The organism is Streptomyces sp. NPDC045470 (genome assembly GCF_040646595.1).
Taxonomy (GTDB): Bacteria; Actinomycetota; Actinomycetes; order Streptomycetales; family Streptomycetaceae; genus Streptomyces.
This window is the reverse complement of record NZ_JBEZAN010000005.1, coordinates 315,193-331,183: the sequence shown is the minus strand read 5'-3', so window position 1 is coordinate 331,183 and position 15,991 is coordinate 315,193. Positions and strand designations below refer to the sequence as shown.

The following is a 15,991-nucleotide window of genomic DNA, read 5'->3' as shown; positions in this document are numbered from 1 at the left end:
GCCACCAAGCCCAGAAGGACAGCGAACCCATGGCTCTCATGCAGGGTGACTCCCTCACCTCACACAATTTCGGCCTGCAGATCGACGGGGTGATGGTCGAGTACCTCTCGGAGGTCAGCGGCCTCACCATCGAACAGGACGTCATCGTCAGCCCGCAGAACACCGCGCAGGGCAAGGTCGACATCAACATTCTGCCGGGTGTGCAGAAGAACGGGCAGTGCACCGTGGTGCGCGGCATGACCCAGTCGTCCTCGTTCACGCAGTGGATCAACGACTCGATCAACGGCCGGATGAGCACCGCCCGCAAGAACGCCTCCATCATCATGATGGATTACGAGGACAACCCGGTGAAGCGCTACAACCTGCGCAACGCCTGGTGCAGCAAGATCGACGCGAGCACGCTGAAGGCCGGCGAGGCCGCCGTGCTCTCCGAGACCGTGACCATCGTCTTCGAAGAGCTGGTCATCGAATGATGCGGCGCACGGCTGCCGGTGCGCCGGGCGCGGGCACGGCCGCGCCGGCGCCACCGGCCCCCCAGGCCGCGGCTGCGGGAGCGGATACCCCCGTTCCGCCTCCCGGCGCCGCGGCTCCGGCCGACGCGGTACCCCGCAGCCTGCGCACCGAGTTCCCCTTCCAACTGCCGCGCGGATACGTCGACGAGGCGGGCACCGTGCACCGGGACGGTGTGATGCGCCTGTCCACGGCACGGGACGAACTGGTCCCGCTGCGCGACGTCCGGGTCCAGGAGAACCCCGCGTACCTGTCGGTCGTCCTGCTCGGCCGGGTCGTCACCCGCCTGGGCACGCTGCCGATGGTGCACGACGGGATCGTGGAGAACATGTTCGCCTCCGACCTCGCGTTCCTCCAGGACTTCTACCGTCAGATCAACGCCGAGGGCCACACCCGCGCCGCGGTGGACTGCCCGCACTGCTCCGAGCCGTTCGAAGTGGAACTCGGCGGGAGCCGCCTGGGGGAATCGTGACGTACGCGACCGACCGACTGCACGAGGAGATCGCGTACGTCGCCTACCACTTCCACTGGGACCTGGAGACGATCCTGGACCTCGAACACCACGACCGCCGCGGCTACACGGACCGGATCGCGTCCTTCGTGACACGCGCCGGGGCGGAGGACTGAACCATGGGATTCCTGGAGCGGCTACGGGGCCGGGGTGGGCGTGAGCACGGTGGGAGTGCGGAGGCGCGGCGGGCTTCCGGGGACACGGGGTACGGGGTCGGCGGCGGTGCGGCCGGTGCCGCCGGTGAGCCGATGGTGGCCGGTGGCGCGCCTGCCGGTGCGGCTGCCTCGACCGCCTGGCGGACGCTGCCGTCCATCCAGCGGTCCGTGACCGACGGCCGGGCCGAGGTGGCGGACGCCGGGTTCGGCAGGCGGCTGCCGACGTGGCAGAACCCCTCGTTCACGGATGCGGCGGCCACCCGCATCGGCGTTCTCGACCCCACTCCCGTCGGGCTGCTGCCGGGGGCGATCACCGTCACGGCCCGTCCGGTGACGGGGCTGGAACGGCCATCGAGGACGCTGCCCTGGGCGCCGGTGGCGCCGTCGTCGCCGGAGCCTGCTGTGCAGCGGGTGCCTGTGGTGCCGTTGCGTGCTGTGGGGGCGGGGGCTGGGGTGGGGGTTGGGGCTGGAGCGGGGGCGGCTTCAAGGGGTGGGGAGGTTCGGGCTGGAAGGGCTGCCGGGGCGGGAAAGGCCGTGGGGTCCGGGAAGGCGGGGCCCGGGAAGGCGGGGCCCGGGAAGGCGGGGTCCGGGAAGGCCGTCGATCCTGTCGGGGCTGTGAAGGCTGTCGATGCCGTTGGGTCTGTTGGTGCCACTGGGTCTGTTGGTGCCATTGCGAGCGTGGAGTCTGCTGGGCCGGTCGTCCCGGGTCCGCGGACCCCGTCGGTTCGGCCTTCCGGCGGTGTCCGCCGGTCCCTTCCTGGCGCCACGGCCCGGCCGGTTCCGGCGACTCCGCACACCACGTCCGGCTCAGCCGCCAGGGCCGCCTCGGCCACCACAGCCACCACAGCCACCGCGAACGCCTCGGACGCCGGTGGTGCCCAGGCGAGTTCAGGTACGGCCGCGGAGAGCCCAGTCACCCGGAAGGCACCGGCGACGCACGAGCGGCCACCTGTCGCCCCGGCCGCCCGGCGGACGCTTCTTGCCGCATCATCGGCACCCATGGCCGCGCCCGCCGCGTCCCCGGTTCCGTCCGCCACCGCGTCCTCGTCGTCTCCCGTCTCGTCCCTTGCGTCTCAGGAGGCATCAGTAGCACCAGCACCTGTCCTGTCCCCGGCTCGCGGTGTCCGTGGGACGCCCGCTCCGTCCACCCCGTCCCGGCTGCCCCTGACCAAGGCGCCGATCGGGCCAGGCACCGTGCAACGGCGGGTGCTGCCGGTGGCTCGGCAGGGCTTCGCGGCTGCGGCGATCGGTACTGCGGGGGCAGCGCGAACTCCGCGTACCAGCAAGCGCGTTACGGGGCCGACGAACGAACCAGATGTGATGCGCGACGAGCCCGGAACGGCCGCACCGGCCGGAGGCGGCGAAGGAGGAACCGGAGCGGCCGCCCCAACCGAGAGCACCAGCCGCTCCGCGCCGTCACCGACGAGGGCGACCAGCGCCCCAGCCGCACCCGGTGGAACAACGGCAACTCGCGGGCGTGCAGCGCCTGGGCGGACCGAAGCCGGCACCGCGGTACAGCAGGCAGCCGTCTCCCGTGATCACGCGTCGGCGGCGCCCGCCACCGGCGCGGCATCGGCGCCGACTCCCAGTGACGGCGGTCCCGCCGATTCGCCGGACGATGGCCCGCCGGCCGATCCACCGACAGGACCGGCACAGGACACACACGGCGCTCCAGCACCCACCCCGCGCGGCACGGGCCCCTCGGCCGCTCCGCACCGCGCACTCCCCCCTGTGCGAGACGCCGCGCCCCGACCTGCCATTCCCTCGGAACAGACATCGCCCGAGAACGCCACGTCAGCAGCCGTACCGGTCCCGGAGTCGGCTTCGGGCCCGGCTTCGGACCCGGCTTCGGGTCAGCTCTACGCAACCACTCCTGTGCGTCGATCACTTCAAGGTGCGCGGCCGCTCCCGGTCGCCGACGGCCACACCGTACCCACCGCGCCTTCGGCGACCAGCTCTGACGCACCGCAGCCGGCCCCGGGCCTTCCCCCGGCTCTTCCGGCCTCGGCGCCTTCCGCCGCCGTGGGCCCGGGACCGTCCGCCGCGTCCCGCTCGGTGCCGAACCCGCCACCGGACCCCGCCCCGGCCCGGTCCGCGCCCCACCGGCCGGTACAGCGCAGCGTCACTCGCACGGTCGCCGCGACCGGTCTCGGCGCCCCGGTCTCGGCAACGCCGACGCCCGCGCCGTCGACCGCAGTCCCACCCACCACGGCCGGCGCACCACGCACGCCCGGAAGCTCTGCCCAGCCCACCGGTACGCCCCGTCCCCAGACGGAATCCGCTCCGACGAACCCCACTCCACCGGCCCCCACCTCACGCTCCACCACGGCAACGCCCAAGGACCGGAGCGCTCCGCCAGTGATCGCGCGGCGCCGTTCGCCGCTGGGTGCCCCGGTCACCAGCGCACCCGCGGACGCCACTCCCCTGGCCAAACCCTCGTCCCGCACGGACACCCCACCACCCGTCAGGCCCCCGTCCCGCACCAACGCCCTGCCACCCGCCGCCCCCTCGTCCCGCACGGAGGCCCCAGCATCCGCCCGGCCCTCGTCCCGCGCCAACGCCGCCCTACCACCCGTCAGGCCCACGGCCCGTGCGGACGCTCCACCCCTCCCCCTCCCGTCGGCCCGTCCGGACACCGCGCACCCCACCGGGCCCCCGCCCCAGGCGGCAGCCACGCCCGCTTCTTCCCCGCTCCCCGCACCTCCGGCCGGGGGGCTTCCGGCCGCCCCACGGTCTGCGGCGGGCTCCGCTCCTGCCCCCTCCCCCGTCAACGTCCAGCGGCGCGCCACGCCTCCGCAGGGCGCACCGGTGCACCGCTCCGCCTCGCACCATCCCGCCCCGCACCGTCCCACTACGGCTCCTCGCCCCCTCCCCCTGGCCTCCCTCGCCCCACCTCCCGCAGCAGCACCTCCGCCCTCGCCCCTGACACCACACCCGATATCGCCTCCGATGCCGCCTTCGACGCCCCCGGGAGCACCCCCGCTCCCCCTCCTCCACGCCCTCAGGACCAACAGCACTCCGCCCGTCCCGCCCCTGCCTCCGCTCCCGGTAACCGTTCAGCGTGTCCCCAAATCGGCCCCCGGCGCCCTCGCCCCCCTGGTCGCGGCCACACCGATCCAGGCCGGGACTGCCCACCGCCCCATGCCTGTGGCCCGTGCCGAGTCCCTGCCCCGGCACACCCCTTCCGTACCCACCTCCTCTGTTGCCGCCCGTCCCTCTTACGCCCCGCTTCCGGGGCAGCAGCATCCGACGCAGCAGCATCCGGAAAGCACGCCCCGGCCCGACGACGCCGGGCCCCCCGCCGCCGCGTTCGACCCGCGTGCCCTGACCGACTTCCAGCTCGACGAACTGGTGCACCGGATCATCGGCCGCGTCACCCGGCTGATCCGCACCGAACTGCGGATGGACCGCGAGCGGATCGGCAGACTCCGCGATCCCCGCCAGTGACCGGCGGGCACCCTCCCGCCCCCTCCCGTACCTGACAGCTCTGACAGAAAGGCCCCGCGATGTCCCGCCAGGACCCGGGCTCGTCCCTCTGGTTCACCCTCACCATCGACGGCGAGAGCCTCGGTTACTTCAACGGGTGCGACGGGCTGTCGTCGCAGGTGGAGACGGAGCAGCGGCAGGAGGGCGGCAACAACGGCTTCGTCTGGCGGCTGCCGACCCGGGTCACCTTCTCCACCATCCGGCTGACCCGCCCGCTCACCCCGGACACCACCAAGGTCGCCAAGTGGATCTCCTCCGTCCAGACCGGCATCGAGCGGCCCACCGCCCAGATCACGGCGCTCCGCGCGGACGGTTCGGAGGTCGCGCGGTGGGGCCTGATCGATGTGCTGCCCGTCAGCTGGCAGGGCCCGGCCCTGGACCCCGCCAGTCCGGCCGTCGCCACCGAGGTCCTGGAGATCGCCCACCACGGGTTCACCGACTGAAGTCCGCCGACCGACCGAGGAACGAAGAGACCACCCCATGCCCAAGAGCAGCAACGGCGCCGGCAAGAGCCTGGTCCGGGCCACCCTCGCCATCCACGAGCCGCCACTCGGCACCGGCACCAGCCCGGGCGCGCTGATCAAGACGTTCGGCTTCGACTTCAATCCGGCGCAGTTGTCGCTCAGCCGGGCCGCCCAGTGGAAGGTGACGCCGGCCATCGCCGTACGCAAGGGTGCGCGGCCGGAGTTCATGGGGTCGGAGCCGCGTGTGATGTCCCTGGAGGTCTTCCTCGACTCCTCCGACCGGCCGACCAGCAACACGGTCCTGAACAAGGTGGCGGCGCTGCTGAGCTGCTGCGTGGTGACCGCCAAGAGCTCGGCGGCCAAGAAGCCCTCTCCTCCCTGGGTGGTCTTCCAGTGGGGGTCCTTCTCCACGGCCCGGTTCACCGCGTACGTCAGCTCCGTCGAAGCCTCCTACACGCTGTTCGGGACCACCGGCGTCCCCATCCGCGCCACCTGCCGGATGCAGTTGCACGAGATTCCCCGCAAGACCCGGCGGCAGAACCCGACGTCGGGCGCGCTCACCGCGCAGCGGGTGCACCGGGTCGTCGCCGGTGACTCGCTCCAGTCCCTCGCCTGGCGGGAGTACGGGGACGCGGCCTCGTGGCGGGCGATCGCCGAGGCCAACGGCATCGACGATCCGTCCCGGCTGCCCACGGGCACCGAACTCGTCCTGCCCGCCGCCGAGGAGGTGCGTCACTGATGCTCGGTCCCGCCACGTCCGCCGTCCTCCAGGTCTCCATCGGCGGTGAACTGCCCGACGACGCCGTGGAGGCCCTCGTCGACGGCTGGGTCGACCAGGGCGCCGGGGTCCCCGCCGCCTTCGAGCTGACCTTCCGCGACCCCTACCGGGTCATGATCAGCAAGCTGGGGGCGACGTTCGGCACACCGGTCACCATCGCGACCGTGACCGACGGCCAGGGCGCCGGTGACACGCTGCTGACCGGCGAGATCACCGGTTTCGAGGCCGATTACGACGGCACCGGCACATTCACCATCATCCGGGGCTACGACTTCGGGCACCGGCTCATGCGCCAGCGCCGGGTGGCGGCCTACCGGAACCAGTCCGCCTCCGACATCGCCAGGAAACTGGCCGCGCAGGACGGCGTGCCGATCGGCACGATCCACTCGACGAAGACGGTGTACGAGTTCATCAGCCAGTCCAACGTCAGCGACTGGGACTTCCTGGCGCGGCTGGCCGACGAGAACGAGTCCGTCATGTCGATCGACGCGAAGGGCAGGTTCTGCTTCGTCAAGCCGGAGCCCGCCTCGGGAGCGCCCGCGTCGAGCACGGACGGCGAGGACCCGCTCGAACTGAAGGCCGGCATCGACATCCTGCGGCTGCGGGCCGCCGTCACCGCCGCCGATCAGGTCGGCAAGGTGGAGGCGCGCGGCTGGGACGTCACCCAGAAGAAGACGCTCAGCTCCGTCTCGCCCGCCAAGGACAACCCCGGTTTCGCCATCGGCGAGACGCCCGGCACGGCCGCGGGGAGGTTCAAGGCGGGCAAGCTGGTCGAGACCTCCGTGCCGTACGACAAGTCGGCCGAGGTGCGGTTCGCCTCCGACGCCCTGGCCGACGACGTGACCGGAGCCTTCGCCGAGGTGGAGATCGTGGTGCTGGGCAACACGCGGCTGCGGCCGGGGGTGCCGGTGACGCTCTCGGACACCGGCGCGCCCTTCGAGGGGAAGTACACGGCGACATCCGTACGGCATGTCTTCGGTGACGGGAAGCACTACGAGTCGTGGGTGACCGTCAGCGGCCGGCAGTGGCGCTCGCTGTTCGGGCTGGCCTCCGGCGGGGGCGGCACGGGCACCGGGCCCAAGCTGCCGAGTGTGGCCAACGCCCTGGTCACCGATGTGAACGACCCGCTCAAGCAGGGCCGGGTGAAGTTGCGGTTCCCCTGGCTGGACGACACGTACGTCAGTGACTGGACACGGACGGTGCAGTTGGGCGGCCTCGGGGGTGGCGGGGTGTTCCCGATGGACGTCAACGACGAGGTGCTGGTCGGATTCGACCGGGGCGCCCTGGACCATCCGTTCGTGATCGGCGGTCTCTACAACGGCAAGGACAAGCCGACCGTGGTCGGTGACGTTCCGCTGCACGACACCGTACGGAAGAAGGCGAGCCGGCACACCGTCTCCGACCGGGACGGCAACCGTATGGACCTGCTCAGCCAGAAGACCGGCGGCCGCAAGCAGGGTGTCCGGCTGACGTCCGGCGACAAGCGGCTGACCGTCAGCCTGGACCGGACGAAGACCGAGATCGTCGTGGACAGCAAGGGGTCGGTCACCATCAAGGGCAGCAGGTCGGTGTCGGTGGAAGCCGGGACCGACCTCACGCTAAGCGCCCGGCGCCGGCTGAGCCTGCAGAGCGGCGGGCTGCTCAGCATCAGGAGCGGCGGCCCGCTCACCATCGACTCCACCGGCCTGATCAACCTCAAGTCCGCTGGGCAGATCGGGCTCACCACGGGAGGGGCCCTGAACATGACCGCGGGCGGCATCGCGACCCTGACCGCGGGCGGTTCCCTCCAGCTCACCTCGGTCGCCAACATGATCAACGGCGCCAAGACCACCATCTCGTCCCCGCTCTTCTTCGCCGCTGTCACCCCACCCCTGCCGATGGCGGGGTGAGCGGCGTCTTCCGGCCCCGTCGCCCCTTTGCCAGTAGCTCTGTCCGTTTCGGTGTCCCGGTCCGTGGAAGGCGGGTGTGGTTCTGATGGCCGAACAGTTCGTCGGCTCCGGGTGGTCGTTCCCGCTGCGTATCGGGCCGACCGGCGGTATCGCGCTGGTCAGCGGCGAGCGGGAGATCGAGGAGGCGATCCGGCTGGTGCTGGCGACCGCGCCGGGCGAGCGGCCGATGCGGCCCGAGTTCGGCTGCGCGATCCACGACCTGGTGTTCGCCCCGGTCAACGAGCAGACCGCGGGCCGCATCCAGCACGAGGTGTACGCCTCGCTGGACCGCTGGGAGCCGCGCATCGAGGTCACCGACGTCCAGGTGACCACCGGCGCCGACCGCAGCGTCCTGTACATCGACATCCGCTACCGGATCCGCGGCACCAACAATCCACGCAGTCTCGTCTTCCCCTTCTACGTCATCCCCTCCCACGAGGACGGCCCCGGCGGCGGCCGCTTCGACGACGGTTCCGGCGACTCCCACGAAAGCGACCGCTGATGTCCCTGCCTTCCCCCAACCTCGACGACCGCCGCTTCCAGCAGTTCGTCGACGACGCCAAGCGCTACATCCAGCAGCGCGCGCCGGAGTGGACCGACCACAACGTCTCCGACCCGGGCGTCACCCTCGTCGAGACCGTCGCCCACATGGCCGACCAGATCGTCTACCGCCTCAACCGGGTGCCCGAGAAGAACCACCTGGCCTTCCTGGACCTGGTGGGGGTCACCCTGTTCCCGCCGACGGCGGCCCGTACGGACGTCACCTTCTGGCTGTCCGCGCCCCAGGAGGAGGCCGTGGCGGTGCCGGTCGGCACCGAGGTGGCCACCCTGCGCACGGAGCAGGAGGAGGCGGTGGTCTTTGCCACCGAGCGCGACCTGGCCATCGTGCCCAGCGCGCTGAGCCGCCTGGTGGTGCAGCAGCGCGGCGAGCCCGTCACCGACCGCACCGCCGCGCTGGCCGAGGGCACCGACGTACGGTGCTTCGCCGAGGTGCCCGGACCCGGGGACTGCGTGCTGATCGGCCTGACGGCGGCCGTACCGCACTGCGCCGTCGCCCTGGAACTCGACAGCCGGGTGGACGGTGTCGGCGTCGACCCGCGGCAGCCGCCGCTGGTGTGGGAGGCGTGGACCGAGGACGGCTGGCAGCCCTGCGACCTGGACCGCGACGGCACCGGCGGCCTCAACCGCGCCGGCGACGTCGTCCTGCACGTCCCCGGCGGGCACACGCTGTCCCGCAACGGCGGCCACGAGGCCGGCTGGCTGCGCTGCCGCGTCACCGAGCCGCTGCCCGGCCAGCCCTTCTACACGACGTCTCCGACCGTACGGTCCGCCGACGCCTGCACCATCGGCGGCACCACCCGCGTCGTGCACGCCGCCACCGTGTACGACGAGGCGCTCGGCGAATCCACCGGCCTGCCCGGGCAGCGGCGGCGGCTCGCCCGGGCGCCCGTCGTCGGCGACGACCCGCCCCTGCTGCTCCAGACCGCCGAACACGACGGCTGGCAGGACTGGCAGGTCGTCCCGCACTTCGCCGCGTCCGGGCCGGACGACCGCCACATCACCCTCGACGCCACGACCGGCGACATCGCCTTCGGGCCCGCCGTCCGCGAGGCGGACGGCAGCCTGCGCCAGTACGGCATGGTTCCCCCCAAGGGCGCGGTCGTGCGCGCCCGCCGGTACCGCACCGGGGGCGGCCGGACCGGCAATGTCACCCGGGGCGCCGTACGGGTCCTGCGCAGCTCCATCCCGTACGTCTCCGAGGTCGTCAACGGCGAAGCGGCCCGCGGCGGAGTCGACGGGGAGACCGTCGAGGAGGCCAAGGTCCGGGCCCCGATCACGCTGCGCGCCCAGGAGCGCGCCGTCACCCTGCGGGACTACGAGGAACTCGCCCGCCGGGCCGCGCCCGAGACCGCCCGGATCACGTGCCTGGAAGGCGAACGGGACGAGTACGGGTCCTACGCGGTACGGGTACTGGTCGTCCCGCAGGCCGTTCCCGACCCCGGCGGCCGGCTGCGCTTCGAGCAACTCGTCCCCGGCGACCGCCTGCTGGACCGCATCACCCGCCACCTCGACGAACGCCGCCTCATCGGCACCCGGCTCGCGGTCGGCCCGCCCTACTACCAGGGCGTCACGGTCGTCGCCACCGTCCACGCCTTCCGCGGCACCGACACCGACCGGGTGCGGCGCCGGGCCCACGACGCCCTCTACCGCCACCTGGACCCGCTCACGGGCGGCGCGGACGGCCGTGGCTGGCCCTTCGGCCGCCCGGTACAGGCCGGTGAGGTCTTCGCCGTCCTGCAACGCGTCCCCGGCGTGGAACTGGTCGACGAGGTCGTACTGCACGCCGCCGACCCGCTGACCGGCCGGCGCGGTGACCCGACCGACCGCATCGACCTCGAAGCGCCGTCCCTGGTCTTCTCCTTCGACCACCGCGTACGGGTGATCGGGGACGGATCGTGACGCGGCCGGCGTGCCCAGGAGGCCGCTCATGAGAGGCTCCGTCGACGGCCTGGGCTCCTCCGCGCCCATCGGCATGATGCTCCCGGCCGTCTTCGCCGACGACGATCTCGCCCAGCGCTTCGTCGGAGGGCTGGACGACGTCCTCGCGCCGATCCTGAACGTGCTGGACTGCCTGGACAGCTACTTCGACCCCGCGCTCACCCCGGCCGACTTCGCCCGGTGGCTGGGCACCTGGGTGGGCGCCGAGACCGACGGCACCGAACCCGAAGCGCGGCTGCGCGCCGCCGTGGCCGCCGCGGTCGCCCTGCACCGGGTCCGGGGCACCCGGCGCGGCCTGTCGGAAGCCGTCCGCCTCGCGTTCGGTGCCGAACCGGAGATCACGGAGAGCGGCGGCGCCGCCTGGAGCGCGCGGCCCCGCGGCCCCTTCCCCGGCAGTGCCCGCCCCCACCTGCACGTCGTCCTGCGGCTGCCCGACCCCGCCCCGGCCGACACCTACCGCCTCGACACGCTCGTGGCCGCGGCCCGTCCCGCGCACATGCCCTACACCGTCACGGTGACCACCGTCGAAAGGACCACGGAGAGATGAGCACGCCGGACTGCGGTGAGTGCGGCACCCGCGCGGAGCCGGGGAAGTCGTTCTGCGATGCCTGCGGAGCCGTCCTCCGCTGGGACGCCGGTGACCGCGGCGGCCCGTCGGCGGCTTCCGGGGCCGCTTCCGGCCGGGCCCACGGCTCGCAGGGTACGGAGCCGTACCGGACGCCGGCGCAGGGCGCCAGGGCCGAGGGGCACGGCACGGCCACGGCCACGGGCCCCGCCGGCTCCGGCGTACCGGCAGCGTCTGCGGCTCCGGGCGGGCACCGCCCTTCGGGCCCGGCGGCTCCGGAGCACACCGGGAGTCGCGACGGTGGCGGAACGGCCGACGCGTCGCGGTCCACGGCCGGGGCCGCGTCCGGGTCCGGGGCCGCATCCGGGTCCGCGTACGGATCCGGGTCCGCCGACCCGGGTCTGGAGGACACCGCCCCCCGTATCCCCCTGCCGACGGCACAGGACGGTTTCCCTCCGGAGCGGCCGGCCAGTGCTAGCAGTCCCAACGGCCCGAACGGCCCGAACAGTTCCCACCACCCCAACGGCCCGGACAGCGGGAACAGTCACCCGGCCGACCGCGCCCGTTCCCTCCTCGTGCCCGTCCCGGAGCACGAGGCTCCCCCGGCCGCCCCCGCCCCGTCCGTGGCGCCGGTCCTGCCCGGCCGGCCCGACACCGACCGGCCCCAGGTACGCGTTCCCGGGCCCCAGGGAACGGGACACGGCCCGCCCTGCTCCTGGTGCGCCACGCCCAACCATCCGGACCGTCATTTCTGCAACCGCTGCGCGATGCCCCTCGCCGAGAGCGCCGCCGTCCCCGCGCCCGGACGCCGCCCCTGGTGGCGCCGCCTCTGCGGCCCCGGCGGCCAGGAGACCCCCTGGGCCGGTGACCGTCCCCGGCTGCGCCGTGCCTTCGACCGCGTCGGTACCTGGATCACCCTGGCCGTCGCCGTGACGCTGGTCGTCCTCGGTGTGCTGTACCTCCCCGACGGCATCCAGGCGACGCGTGACCACTTCGCCAAACGGGCTCCGGTCGAGCCGGACGAGATCCGGGCCTCCCGCTCCTACCCGGGCCACGGACCGAAGCTGGTCATCGACAAGCTGAACAACACCTGGTGGGGTCCCGGGGTGGAGCAGTCGGGTCAGGGCGAGTGGGTGGAGATGCGGTTCGCGCGGCCGGTGCGGCTGCTCGACGTCATCATCACGCCGGGGACGTCCACCCGCGCCGATCAGCTCGACAAGTCCGCCCTGCCGCACCGGGTCACGGCGACGATCACGGGCCGGGACGGGCGGATCACGACCCGGGCGCTCACCCTGGACCCGGGCGCGGGCGGGCAGCGCCGCGCCTTCCGGGTCGGTGAGGCGACCAAGGTCCGGTTCACCGTCGAATCGGCGCATGCCGCGTCCGCCGGCAAGCAGGTGGCCATCGCCGAGATCGAGCTGTTCGGCCGGTCCGGTGGGGACCAGTCCTGAACCGGCCGTGGTCCGTCGTCCCGTCGGAACCGCCCGCGTGGCCGGCGGGGTGACGTGCCGCGGCGCCGGGGCGTCACAGCGACATCTCGCGAAGCTGGCGGCGCGAGGAGATGCCCAGTTTGCGGTACACGTTGCGCAGGTGCGTGTCGATGGTGCGCGGGCTGAGGAAGAGCATCACGCCCACTTCCTTGGACGTCGCTCCGGCGGCGACCTTCCCGGCGATCAGCCGTTCCTGCGCGGTGAGCAGGCCCAGCGGGTCCTCGCCGTGCCGGCGCGGCTGTTCGCCGGTGGCGCGCAGTTCCCGGGCCGCGCGCTCGGCGAAGCCGCGGGCGCCGATGCACGACAGCGTGTCGTGCGCCGCCCGCAGCTCGTCACGGGCCTCGGCCCGCCGGTTCTCCCGGCGCAGCCACTCCCCGTACGTCAGACGGGCGCGCGCGTGGAGCACCCGTACCCGGGTCCGGGCGAAGTGGTCGATGGCCTGCCGGTACAACGCTTCGCAGTCGTCGCCCCGTTCGAGGAGTGCCTGGGCCCGGAGCCGTTCGGCGACGGCCCAGGGGACGGGGTTCGCGCGGGCCAGCGCCTCCAGGTGGTCCATGGCCTCGGCCGCGTCCTCGCCGCGTCCGGCGCGCGCGGCGGCTTCGACCAGTTCGCTGTAGACGGCCCAGATCGAGTACGAGCCTGCCTGGTGCCGACGCTGGGCCGTCAGCGCGGCGTCCAGTGCCGCTTCGTAGTTGCCGAGCCCGTTGTGCAGTACCGCCCTGGCGTAGTGTTCCCCGGCGGATTCGAACGGCCGGCCCTCCCGTCCCACCAGTTCCCGCAGCTCGGCGAACCGTTCTTCGTCACCGCGGAAACCGGTCAGGACGAGTTCGGGCCCCAGCAGGGGCACCGTGCCGGCCGCCTCGTCGACGGCCCGGGCCTCGCCGAGGCTGTCGGCCGCCTCGTCGAACCGGCCGACCGACACTCTGGCGACCGCCTGGTACCGCAGGGCCTGCGGCAGCGAGGCGAGGGAGCCCTGGCGCCGTGCCTCGTCCACCTGCCGGTCCGCGATCTCCTCCGCCGCCTCGTCGTCCCGCAGGTCGATGGCGACCTGACAGAGCAGGTTCATCCGCCACGGACCCGGCGAGGAGTCGGCCGCCCGGTACGCCGTCACCGCGTCGCGCATGGCCGGCACCGCCCGCTCCACGGGCAGCATGGCCTGGTCCAGCAGCGCGTCGAGCAGCAGGTCGGCCGGCCCGGCGGTCTCCCGCTGCGGCGCCCGCTCCCGGATCCGGGCACCGAGGTCCCTGAGGAGGCCCGGGTGGATGTCGTTGTACATGAACGACGCGAACGCTTCCAGGTAGGTGTCCCGCGCCTGCTCGGGAGGGGCCAGCTCGGTCACGGCGTCGACGAGTCGGGTCGTCGCCTGCGGCGCGTGGGAGCGCTGGTACTCGATCCGGGCCCGCAGCAGGCGTGCCTTGGCGCGGCCCTGGTCGTCCATCCGGCGCCGCTCCGCGCGGGTGACCAGCGCGCGGGCCGCGTCGGGCGCCCCCGCCCGCAGCCGCAGGGTGGCCGCGACGAGCAGCCGCCCGGCCTGGCGGTCGGGAGCGGGGGTCAGTTGCCCCGCCCGCTCCATGAACGCGGCGGCCGCGGCGAATCCGCCGCGCAGGCGGGCCCGGTCGGCGGACCGTTCCAGCTCCGCGGCGATGTCCTCGTCGGCGTCGATGACCGCGTGGGCCCGGTGCCACGCCTGGCGGTCGAGGTCGGTCTCCGGATCGGTCACGGCCGCGAGAGCGCCGTGCATGCCCCGGCGTTTTTCCGGGCTGGCGGAGGCGTAGACCGCGGAGCGCACCAGCGGGTGCCGGAACCGCAACAGCGGCCCCAGGACCAGTAGTCCGGCGTCCTCCGCGTGGGTGAGGCCCGCGGCGTCCAGCCCGAGGTGCCGCGCCGCGCTGCGCAGCAGGTCGAGGTCGCCGACCGGCTCGGCCGCGGCGAGCACCACCAGCGACCGGGTGGCGTCCGGCAGCCGCTCGAAGCGGTGGACGAACTGCTCCTCCAGCGTGTCCACCACACTGGCCCGGAAGCGCCGGGGCCCGGGGACGCCGAACGGTTCCGCGTGGTGGGCGAACTCCAGCAGCGCCAGCGGGTTTCCGTGCGCCTCGGCCAGGATGCGGTCGATGACCTCGGCGTCCGGACCGATGTGCGTGGCGGCTCCCAGCAGGGCCCGGGCGTCCTCGTCGCCCAGGCCGGTGAGGGGCATCCGCGGCAGCTCGGCGAATCCGGACGACGCGCCGGCGTCACGGGTGGCGAAGACCATCGCGATCCGCTCGGCGGACACCCGACGGGCCACGAACACCAGCACGCGCCGCGAGGCGTCGTCGATCCACTGGGCGTCGTCCACCACACAGCAGACCGGCGCGTCCTTCGCCACCTCGTGCAGCAGTCCCAGGACGGCGAGGCCGACCGTCAACGGGTCGGGTGAGGTCTGCGCGCCGAGGCCGAACACCGCTTCCAGGGCTCTGCGTTGCACCACGGGAAGCCTGCGCCGGTATGCGAGGACCGGGGCGCACAGTTGGTGCAGTGTCGCGTAGAGCAGGTCGTGCTCGAACTCCGTACCGGCGGCCCGCAGCACCTCGAACCCGTCCAGCGCCTCCACCACGGCGTCGACCAGCGCCGACTTGCCGATTCCCGCCTCCCCGGCCACCACGACGGCCCCACCACGCCCGACGGCAGTCGAGGTCACCAATCCATCGAACTCACGCCGCTCCGCATGTCTGGCCACGAGCTGCACCGGAATCTTCCTCCGAGTCGACAACGCTAGAGGTTCCTCACGCTTTCCTTCAGCCAGGCCACGGCCGGACCGCTCCCCACGGCGCGGCGCACCGGTGCGTTCCCTCGACCGGTGCCCGCCTGACTGATCTCACGCTGGGAGACGACAGTCACGGCCGACAGGTTCTTGATCGGTGGCGTCATTTGACCGACACCGGGGACCGGCAGGGGCCTTCTCCGCGATGACGGAGAGCGCCGCTCCCTGCCGCACCGGTGATGGACAAACCTGACGTACCGCCACCAGCCGGGACGCGACGCGCCGGACAGTTCACCCGTGACCCGGACGAGCCGCCCCGAACTCCCGGCGCAGCCGGGCCGGGGCGACCGCGGTCACGGCCGCCTGCCCGTCCAGCTCCCGGCCCGTACCGTACGCCGCGGTGAAAGCACCCTCGCCCAGGGCGGCACGTCCTCGGCAGGTGAGGTCACGAACCTGCCGGTCGGTACGGTCGTGGGCACCGCGCAGCCGGGAGGCGGCGCCGAGCAGGGCGGCGGCCCGGTGCTGCCACCCGTGTGCCGGGGCGAACGCGGCCGTCTGCACCGCCACCAGGGACAGGGGCGGCAGGTCCCGGGCCGCCAGCGCCGCCGCGTACGTCTGCGCCAGTGCCTGCTCCGCGCCGGACAGGTCCCCCGTCTCCAGGCAGTACGCGGCCCGTACGCTGCCGACCAGTGTCCGCGCGTGATCGCCGGGGAACAAGGTGCCGCCGCGCAAGCCCCGTTCGCCGGCGTCGAGCAGTTCCCGGGCCCGGCCCAGGTCGCCGCGCCGCACCCGGGAGACGGCCTCCCACGCGTCGACCAGGAACAGCATGTCCGGCGCGCTCATGCGCCGTGCCCGTTCCCTG

Annotated in this window: 13 protein-coding genes; 11 read left to right on the top strand and 2 right to left on the bottom strand. The window is 73.4% G+C overall.

What is annotated here, in order from left to right; genetic code table 11:
* The first annotated feature begins 29 nt into the window (after positions 1-29).
* The 11 genes from AB0A97_RS18805 to AB0A97_RS18755 all read left to right on the top strand — a co-directional run bounded on the left by AB0A97_RS18805 (position 30) and on the right by AB0A97_RS18755 (position 12,347).
* Complete coding sequence (locus AB0A97_RS18805; protein ID WP_030019509.1) at positions 30-473, top strand: phage tail protein; 444 nt, start codon at positions 30-32, stop codon at positions 471-473.
* Positions 473-982 (top strand): hypothetical protein, encoded by a 510-nt coding sequence (locus AB0A97_RS18800; RefSeq protein ID WP_361151107.1) that lies wholly within the window; start codon positions 473-475, stop codon positions 980-982. The genes AB0A97_RS18805 and AB0A97_RS18800 overlap by 1 nt, the downstream gene beginning before the upstream one ends.
* Positions 979-1,137, top strand: coding sequence for a DUF6760 family protein (locus AB0A97_RS18795; protein WP_344093983.1), 159 nt, complete (start codon positions 979-981; stop codon positions 1,135-1,137). The genes AB0A97_RS18800 and AB0A97_RS18795 overlap by 4 nt, the downstream gene beginning before the upstream one ends.
* A gap of 3,180 nt (positions 1,138-4,317) precedes the next feature.
* The gene (locus AB0A97_RS18790; RefSeq protein ID WP_361150857.1) at positions 4,318-4,623 is read left to right on the top strand and encodes a hypothetical protein; all 306 of its coding nucleotides are present in this window, start codon (positions 4,318-4,320) and stop codon (positions 4,621-4,623) included.
* A 59-nt stretch (positions 4,624-4,682) separates the two neighbouring features.
* Positions 4,683-5,105 (top strand): phage tail protein, encoded by a 423-nt coding sequence (locus AB0A97_RS18785; protein ID WP_030022142.1) that lies wholly within the window; start codon positions 4,683-4,685, stop codon positions 5,103-5,105.
* A gap of 37 nt (positions 5,106-5,142) precedes the next feature.
* Entirely contained in the window at positions 5,143-5,865 is a 723-nt protein-coding gene (locus AB0A97_RS18780; protein ID WP_361150854.1) for a LysM peptidoglycan-binding domain-containing protein, read from the top strand.
* Entirely contained in the window at positions 5,865-7,793 is a 1,929-nt protein-coding gene (locus AB0A97_RS18775) for a VgrG-related protein (RefSeq protein WP_361150851.1), read from the top strand. The genes AB0A97_RS18780 and AB0A97_RS18775 overlap by 1 nt, the downstream gene beginning before the upstream one ends.
* An 85-nt stretch (positions 7,794-7,878) precedes the next feature.
* Complete coding sequence (locus AB0A97_RS18770) at positions 7,879-8,334, top strand: GPW/gp25 family protein (protein ID WP_361150849.1); 456 nt, start codon at positions 7,879-7,881, stop codon at positions 8,332-8,334.
* On the top strand, positions 8,334-10,292 hold the full coding sequence (locus AB0A97_RS18765) for a putative baseplate assembly protein (RefSeq protein WP_361150847.1): 1,959 nt from the start codon (positions 8,334-8,336) through the stop codon (positions 10,290-10,292). Before AB0A97_RS18770 ends, AB0A97_RS18765 begins: the two co-directional genes overlap by 1 nt.
* A 28-nt stretch (positions 10,293-10,320) precedes the next feature.
* Positions 10,321-10,878 (top strand): phage tail protein, encoded by a 558-nt coding sequence (locus tag AB0A97_RS18760; protein ID WP_361150845.1) that lies wholly within the window; start codon positions 10,321-10,323, stop codon positions 10,876-10,878.
* Positions 10,875-12,347: a zinc ribbon domain-containing protein gene (locus AB0A97_RS18755; protein ID WP_361150842.1), complete on the top strand. Its 1,473-nt coding sequence runs from the start codon at positions 10,875-10,877 to the stop codon at positions 12,345-12,347. Before AB0A97_RS18760 ends, AB0A97_RS18755 begins: the two co-directional genes overlap by 4 nt.
* Before the next feature lie 73 nt (positions 12,348-12,420).
* Here AB0A97_RS18755 and AB0A97_RS18750 read toward each other — a convergent pair whose 3' ends face one another.
* Positions 12,421-15,105: an AAA family ATPase gene (locus tag AB0A97_RS18750; RefSeq protein ID WP_361150839.1), complete on the bottom strand. Its 2,685-nt coding sequence runs from the start codon at positions 15,103-15,105 to the stop codon at positions 12,421-12,423.
* Positions 15,106-15,420: 315 nt separating this feature from the next.
* Positions 15,421-15,972, bottom strand: coding sequence for a hypothetical protein (locus AB0A97_RS18745; protein WP_361150837.1), 552 nt, complete (start codon positions 15,970-15,972; stop codon positions 15,421-15,423).
* Between the last annotated feature and the right edge of the window lie 19 nt (positions 15,973-15,991).

What these genes read in the sequence shown, in the direction of transcription:
- AB0A97_RS18775 (WP_361150851.1), top strand. Translation starts at nt 5,865, where the DNA reads ATGCTCGGTCCCGCCACGTCCGCCGTCCTCCAGGTCTCCATCGGCGGT.
- AB0A97_RS18760 (WP_361150845.1), top strand. Translation starts at nt 10,321, where the DNA reads ATGAGAGGCTCCGTCGACGGCCTGGGCTCCTCCGCGCCCATCGGCATG.
- AB0A97_RS18790 (WP_361150857.1), top strand. Translation starts at nt 4,318, where the DNA reads ATGCCTGTGGCCCGTGCCGAGTCCCTGCCCCGGCACACCCCTTCCGTA.
- AB0A97_RS18745 (WP_361150837.1), bottom strand. Translation starts at nt 15,972, where the DNA reads ATGAGCGCGCCGGACATGCTGTTCCTGGTCGACGCGTGGGAGGCCGTC.
- AB0A97_RS18755 (WP_361150842.1), top strand. Translation starts at nt 10,875, where the DNA reads ATGAGCACGCCGGACTGCGGTGAGTGCGGCACCCGCGCGGAGCCGGGG.
- AB0A97_RS18770 (WP_361150849.1), top strand. Translation starts at nt 7,879, where the DNA reads ATGGCCGAACAGTTCGTCGGCTCCGGGTGGTCGTTCCCGCTGCGTATC.
- AB0A97_RS18805 (WP_030019509.1), top strand. Translation starts at nt 30, where the DNA reads ATGGCTCTCATGCAGGGTGACTCCCTCACCTCACACAATTTCGGCCTG.
- AB0A97_RS18785 (WP_030022142.1), top strand. Translation starts at nt 4,683, where the DNA reads ATGTCCCGCCAGGACCCGGGCTCGTCCCTCTGGTTCACCCTCACCATC.
- AB0A97_RS18765 (WP_361150847.1), top strand. Translation starts at nt 8,334, where the DNA reads ATGTCCCTGCCTTCCCCCAACCTCGACGACCGCCGCTTCCAGCAGTTC.
- AB0A97_RS18800 (WP_361151107.1), top strand. Translation starts at nt 473, where the DNA reads ATGCGGCGCACGGCTGCCGGTGCGCCGGGCGCGGGCACGGCCGCGCCG.
- AB0A97_RS18780 (WP_361150854.1), top strand. Translation starts at nt 5,143, where the DNA reads ATGCCCAAGAGCAGCAACGGCGCCGGCAAGAGCCTGGTCCGGGCCACC.